Raw genomic sequence first — 6,362 nt, forward strand, 5'->3', positions numbered from 1 at the left:
TCAGCCCCAGCCCTCGACGGCATCGCGAACCGCGTCGATGCTCCACGGGTCGTCGGTCTCGGCGGTGTACGCGTCCGTCCAGCCCTGCAGCTGCTGGATCGAACCGCCCTGGACCGCGTAGACCCGGCCGTTGATCGGGCACTTCTCCGTCGACAGGTAGGCCACCAGCGGCGAGATGTTAGCCGGGTGGAAGGCATCGACGACGCCCTCCTCGATCGTGGAGCGCATGATCTCGCCGAAGCCGGGGGTGGCCTCGGTGAGCCGGGTGCGGGCCACCGGCGCGATCGCGTTGGCACGCACCCCGTACCGCGCCAGCTCGTCGGCGGCGACCAGCGTCATCGCGGCGATCGCGGCCTTCGCGGCGCCGTAGTTGACCTGGCCGGCGTTGGGCAGGGTGAGGCCCGAGCCCGACGCGGTGTTCACGACCGCGGCGAGCCTGGTGCGTCCGGCCTTCGTCTCCGCCTTCCAGTAGGCAGCGGCGTGACGCAGGACCGAGAAGTGACCCTTGAGGTGCACCTCGATCACGGAGTCCCACTGCTGCTCGTCCATCGTCGGGATGAAGCCGTCCCGCAGGATGCCGGCGTTGTTCACGACGACGTCCAGGCCGCCGAACTCGCTGATCGCCTGCTCGACGAGACCCTCCGCGCCCGCCCAGGTAGCGATGTTGTCGGTGTTGGCGACTGCAGCTCCGCCGGCGGCGACGATCTCGTCGACCACCTGCTGGGCGGCCGTCACGTCTGCGCCGCTCCCGTCGTTCGTGCCGCCGAGGTCATTGACCACGACCGAGGCTCCCTCGCGGGCGAACAGGAGCGCGTGCTCACGCCCGATCCCGCGTCCGGCCCCGGTGATGACCGCGATCCGTCCGTCCAGTTGTCCCATGGTTCTTCTTCCTTCTCGCAGGTCAGTTCGAGATCTCGGCGAGGCCGTCGGTCAGCACGACCTTGTCCCCGACGTATGTCTCGAACGCGTAGGTGGTGGTGCCGTCGGCGGTGCCGGTCTCCCAGACCTTCGTGGTCAGGTCCTCGCCCGGATAGACCATCTTCGAGAACCGCACCGCGAGGCGCCGCAGTCGAGTGGTGTCGGAGTCGCCGACGGCGGACAGGACGGCCCAGGCCGCCATCGCGTTGCTGCACAGGCCGTGCGCGATGATCCCCGGAAGTCCCGAGTCCTTCGCGACCTGCTCGTCGAGGTGGATCGGCATCAGGTCGCCGGAAGCGGCTGAGTAGCGGAAGGTCTGGTCGTCGTCGACGTGGGCGATCACCACTCCCGCCGGCTCCTTGTCCCGCAACGCCGGGTCGAGCTTGTGGGCAGGAGCAGCCTCGCCGACGGTACGGCCTTCGTCGTGACCCCGCACGAACGACGTCACGTACTGCTCGTTGACGAGCGCACCGGCCTGGTCACGGCACTCGATGTGCACGAGGAGCTTGGTGCCATTGGGCAGGCCCTCGAAACCGATCACGCGTCCTCGGCTGGAGAGGACGTCGCCCGGCCGGATGGCACGGTGGAACACGAAGTCCTGCTCACCGTGGACGACCAGCCCGAAGAGCGAGGTCGGCACCACGTCGATCACCGGCTCGAGCAGGGACTCGAAGACGGGCACGATCGCGAACACCGGGTTGGCGACCTCGCCGGTCTGGTGGGCAGTGATCGGGTCGTTGGTGGCGGCGGCGTACTCGGCGATCCGCTCCGCGGTCACCTCGAAGGTCGTCGGTTCCGTCCACAGGCCGAGGCCGGCATCGTCGAACCGGTTGTCGTCACTCATGGCGTAGCTCAGGCGGCCGCGAGGGCGAGCTTGTCGAGGCTGTCGTTGAGGTTCTTCGCCGCGTCCTTCTCGACCGCCTTGGCCAGCGCGCCGACGACCATCGAGCCCTCGAACTGCGCCTCGATGTTGACGTCAGTGCCACCATCGGAGCTCGGCGCGATACCGAAGGAGAAGCGGCTCTTCACCCCAGCCATGCCCTTGCCGGTGATGACCAGGAGCTTCTCCGGCTCGACCGTCTCCACGGTCCACTCGAGCTTGTTCGCCATGCCGAGCATCACGACCTTCTGGACCAGTCGCGAGCCCTCGGTCAGCGTGGCCGGGGGCTCCTCGAGCCAGCCCGCGTGGATGCTCAGCCAGGAGTCCCACGCGTGGACATCACCGATGATCTTCCAAATCGCGTCGGTGCTGGCCGGGAGGGTGCGGTTGCAGTTGATCTGTCCCATGGTGGGTCCTTCGTTTCGTGCGGCGCGGACGCGCCGCGGGGAGGGGATGGGTTGATGGGTCGGGTCAGCGCTCGGCGCGCTGGTAGATCGAGACGACCGAGGTGCCGCCGATGCCGATGTTGTGTTGGAGCGCGGCGTTGACACCGCTCACCTGCCGCTTGTCGGCGGTGCCGCGCAGCTGCCAGGTGAGCTCCGCGCACTGCGCGAGACCGGTGGCACCGAGCGGGTGGCCCTTGGAGATGAGGCCACCGGACGGATTGACGACCCAGCGGCCGCCGTACGTCGTGTCGTCGTTGTCAAGCAGCTTGCCTGCCTCACCCTCGGCGCACAGACCGAGCGCTTCGTAGAGCAGGAGCTCGTTGGCGGAGAAGCAGTCGTGGAGCTCGATGACCTGGATGTCCTCGGGCCCGAGGCCCGCGCGCTCGTAGGCCTTGCGGGCCGCAGCGACGTTCATGTCGTAGCCGACGATGTTCTTCGCGGTCCCGTCGAACGTGGACTCGAAGTCGGTGGCGAGACCCTGACCGACGATCTCGACCGCCTGGTCGGAGAGCCCGTGCTGATCGACGAAATCCTCGCTCGCGAGCACGGCTGCCCCAGATCCGTCGGAGGTCGGCGAGCACTGCAGCTTGGTCAGCGGCGAGTAGATCTCGGGCGAGTCGAGGATGTCCTGCAGCGTGTACTCGTCCTGGAACTGGGCGTACGGGTTGTTCACCGAGTGCTTGTGGTTCTTGTAGCCGATCTTGGCGAAGTGCTCAGCCGTCGTGCCGTAGTGGTTCATGTGCTCGCGACCGGCTGCGCCGAACATCCAGGGTGCGGGCGGGAACTTGACCTCGGAGATCTCGGCGAGCAGCTGGAAGTGCTTCGCATTCGGCTGCTCGCGGTCGTCGAAAGTCGCGCCCAACGATCCGGGCTGCATCTTCTCGAACCCCAGGGCGAGCGTCACGTTGCTCTCGCCCGAGCGGATCGCGTTGGCCGCGAGGTAGAGCGCGCTCGAGCCGGTCGAGCAGTTGCTGTTGACGTTGAAGACCGGGATGCCGGTCATGCCGAGCTCGTAGACGGCGCGGTGCCCCGCGCAGCTCTCGCCATAGACGTAGCCGACGAACGCCTGCTCGATCTGGTCGTAGTCGACGCCGGCGTCCTCGAGCGCCTTGGTGCCGGACTCTCGGGCCATGTCGGGGTAGTCCCAGTTCTCACGGCGTCCCGGCTTCTCGAACTTCGTCATGCCGACGCCGATCACGAAAACCCTGTTGGTCACTTTCACTCCTCGGTGGGTGCACTGCTCGGTGGTGCGAGCACTGACGCTACGAATCCGGCGGGGTCCCTCGACAGGACGATCGAGCCCGATTTCATTGATCATTTCGATCACGGGGCGGAGTCGGAGAGGCCCGTTGGTACGTTCCCGACGTGGCCGATCGCACCCTTCCCGTCGAGCTGGTCCAGGCGACCGTCGCCCTGGCACTGCAGCGCGGATGGGACGTCAACGCGATGCTCGGGCGGGTCGGCTTCTCCCCGCTCCTGCTGGCCGAAGGAAGAGCCCGGGTCACCGAGGACCAGCTCGTCCGGCTGGTCCGCGAGCTGTGGCGCGCGACCGATGACGAGCTGCTGGGTCTCGGCAGCCACCCGCTGCCACGCGGCAGCTTCCGGGTCCTGATGTACGGCGTGCTCGGCTCGGCCGACCTGGGCGAGGCACTGGAACGCACCCAGTCGTTTCTGCAGGCGTTCCCGGCACTACGGGTCTCGATCTCCACCACCGGTGACGAGACCCGGATCGTCGTCGACTACGCGGATGCCGAGTCCGACCCGGAGCACCTCCTGGCCGTGACCGCGCTGATGGTGTCGCACCGGGTGGTCGCCTGGGGGGTGAAGCACCGCTTCGAGCTCGACCGGGTCGAGCTTCCGTTCCCCCAACCGCGCTACCGAGAGGCCCTCGACACCCTGTTCGCCTCGCCGCTCGTCTTCGGCAGCCGCTCGGCGGCGATCGTGTTCGACAGCCGGATGCTGCGCCGCCCGATCATGCGGGACGCCGGCGAGGTCGAGGCGTTCGTCGCGGCCGCGCCGGCCGGCCTGCTGACCCGGCCGACCTACGCCGCGACAACCGTCGCCGCCCGCGTGCGACAGATCGTCGAACCCGCCACCCGCAAGGGCAGCTGGCCGTCGGCCGACGACGTTGCCGCGAAGCTCCTGACCAGTCCGCAGACGCTCCGACGCTGGCTCGCGGCCGAGGGCTCGTCGTACCGTGCCGTCAGCGACGAGGTGCGACGCGATGCTGCCATCGCCAGTCTCGTTCGGGGCGAGGAGCCGATCGTCGACCTCGCCCAACGGCTGGGGTTCTCAGAGGCGAGCGCCTTCACCCGCGCCTTCCGGCGCTGGACGGGGTCGACTCCCGGCGCCTACCGCACACCCGTCACTGACCCCGAGCCGGCGACGCCGGATCCAGAGCACGCTTGAGTACCTTTCCGGTGGGGTTCCGGGGCAGCTCGTCGAGGAAGACGACGTCTCGGGGAACCTTGAACCGCGCGAGGTTGTCGCGCACGTGCTGGCGAACGCCGTCCTCGCTGATGGCAGATCCAGGACGGCGCACGACGTAGACCGCGAGGCGTTGGCCGAAGGTGTCGTCGGGGACTCCCAGGGCTGCGGCCTCGACGATGTCGGGGTGCCGCGCCAGCAGCTCCTCGATCTCGCTGGGCAGCATCTTCTCGCCGCCGGAGACGACGAGGTCGTCCTCACGACCGTCGATGAAGAGACGACGCCGGTGGTCGAAGTGGCCGAGGTCGCCGGACGACATCAGGCCGCCGACGACCTCCTTGGTGTCACCGTCGGTGTAGCCCTGGAACTGGACACCGCTGCCGACGAAGACCCGACCGGTCGTCCCCGTCGGGACCTCCCGGCCCTCGCCGTCGAGGATCTTCACGGTCACCCCGCGGACCGGCCGACCCACGCATCCGGGCTCGGCCATCAGGTCGTCGGGAGTCGCGATCGTGGCGTAGGCGACCTCGGTGGACCCGTAGAGGTTGTAGACGACGGGGCCGAACGCGTCGGAGACGCGCCGGCACAGCGCTTCGCCGAGCTGCGAGCCGGCGACGAAGATGATCCGCAGGTCCCGGACCCCCGGTGCCTGCCGGGGCTCGGGCGCGATCTCGAGGATCTTCTGCAGCATCACCGGCACGACCACCAGTGCGGTGACGCGGTGGCGAACCATGCTGTCCAGGGTCGCCCGGGCGTCGAAGCGTCGCCGGATCACGACCGTCGATCCGAGGCCGAGCGCGAGCAGCGCCTGGGCGAGCCCGAGGGCATGGAACATCGGCGCGCAGCACTCGGTCACGCCGCGGCCCCGGAACGGCACCCGGTCCAGCAGTCCCCCCGCGATGCCGAAACCGCGGGGCTCGTCCCGCACCGCACCGCGGGGGGTGCCGGTCGTGCCGCTGGTCAGGATGACCAGGGACGCCGCCCGGGACGGGGGCGGTGGCGGCCAGGTCGTGCCTGCGGCGACCAGGTCCTCGAGGGTGGGGCCGCCGTCCGGCACGTCGGCGTCGGCCCACGCGCGCCAGCGGCCGAGTCGCAGCGGGATGCCGGTCAACGCGACCGTGTACTCGTCGTCGTGCACCAGCATCGCGATGCCCTCGGCTGCGACGACGTCGCGGAGCTGCGGACCGGCGAAGTCGGTGTTGAGCAGCACGATCCGGGCGCCGCACTTGGCCGCGGCGAACAACGCGTCGAAGAATCCGCGATGGTTGCGGACCAGGATCCCGACCCCGTCACCCGGCCGCAGACCCGCGGTCCGCCAACCGTCGGCGACGGCGTTGGAGCGTCGTTCGAGGTCGTTGAAGGTCAGCGGGCCACGTTCGTCGATGACGGCTACCCGGTCGGCGTGCCGGGCGGCGGCGAGGGCGGGCAGGCCGCCGAGCGCGCCGAACCGTCGGATGGCGGCGAGACCCGCGATCACCTTGTCAGGGCGATCGAACCCGATCAGCCCGGCCTGGAGACAACGAACGGCGCCGATGGCCTCGTCCCTGGTGTGGCTCAGCGCGCTCACGAGCGGCGCGCCCTGTCCTCGTAGTCGGCCCGGGCCCGGTGGTCCAAGCCGCTGAGGAAGGCGTCCCGGCCGCCGGCGACGGTCAGCATCCGGTCGGCCAGCGGCCGGGGCGTGAGCCGGAAGA

General features: G+C 69.4%; 6 protein-coding genes. 1 reads left to right on the plus strand and 5 read right to left on the minus strand.

Annotated features, from left to right (window positions below; genetic code table 11):
• The 4 genes from H0487_RS11925 to H0487_RS11940 form a co-directional block, all read right to left on the minus strand.
• The gene (locus tag H0487_RS11925; protein WP_183094456.1) at positions 1–879 is read right to left on the minus strand and encodes an SDR family oxidoreductase; all 879 of its coding nucleotides are present in this window, start codon (positions 877–879) and stop codon (positions 1–3) included.
• 22 nt (positions 880–901) lie between these two features.
• Positions 902–1,762, minus strand: a complete 861-nt coding sequence (locus tag H0487_RS11930; RefSeq protein ID WP_183094457.1) for a MaoC/PaaZ C-terminal domain-containing protein — start codon at positions 1,760–1,762, stop codon at positions 902–904.
• An 8-nt stretch (positions 1,763–1,770) separates the two neighbouring features.
• Positions 1,771–2,205, minus strand: coding sequence for a type II toxin-antitoxin system Rv0910 family toxin (locus H0487_RS11935; protein ID WP_183094458.1), 435 nt, complete (start codon positions 2,203–2,205; stop codon positions 1,771–1,773).
• Between the two features lie 64 nt (positions 2,206–2,269).
• Positions 2,270–3,460, minus strand: coding sequence for a lipid-transfer protein (locus H0487_RS11940; protein ID WP_183094459.1), 1,191 nt, complete (start codon positions 3,458–3,460; stop codon positions 2,270–2,272).
• A 149-nt stretch (positions 3,461–3,609) separates the two neighbouring features.
• Here H0487_RS11940 and H0487_RS11945 point away from each other — a divergent pair, with 149 nt between their 5' ends.
• Complete coding sequence (locus H0487_RS11945) at positions 3,610–4,653, plus strand: AraC family transcriptional regulator (RefSeq protein WP_183094460.1); 1,044 nt, start codon at positions 3,610–3,612, stop codon at positions 4,651–4,653.
• Here the strand turns inward: H0487_RS11945 and H0487_RS11950 are convergent.
• Positions 4,610–6,238 (minus strand): AMP-binding protein, encoded by a 1,629-nt coding sequence (locus H0487_RS11950; RefSeq protein WP_183094461.1) that lies wholly within the window; start codon positions 6,236–6,238, stop codon positions 4,610–4,612. The two genes, H0487_RS11945 and H0487_RS11950, sit on opposite strands and share 44 nt — an antisense overlap.
• Between the last annotated feature and the right edge of the window lie 124 nt (positions 6,239–6,362).

This window comes from Nocardioides stalactiti, assembly GCF_014180715.1.
Classification (GTDB): Bacteria; Actinomycetota; Actinomycetes; order Propionibacteriales; family Nocardioidaceae; genus Nocardioides; species Nocardioides stalactiti.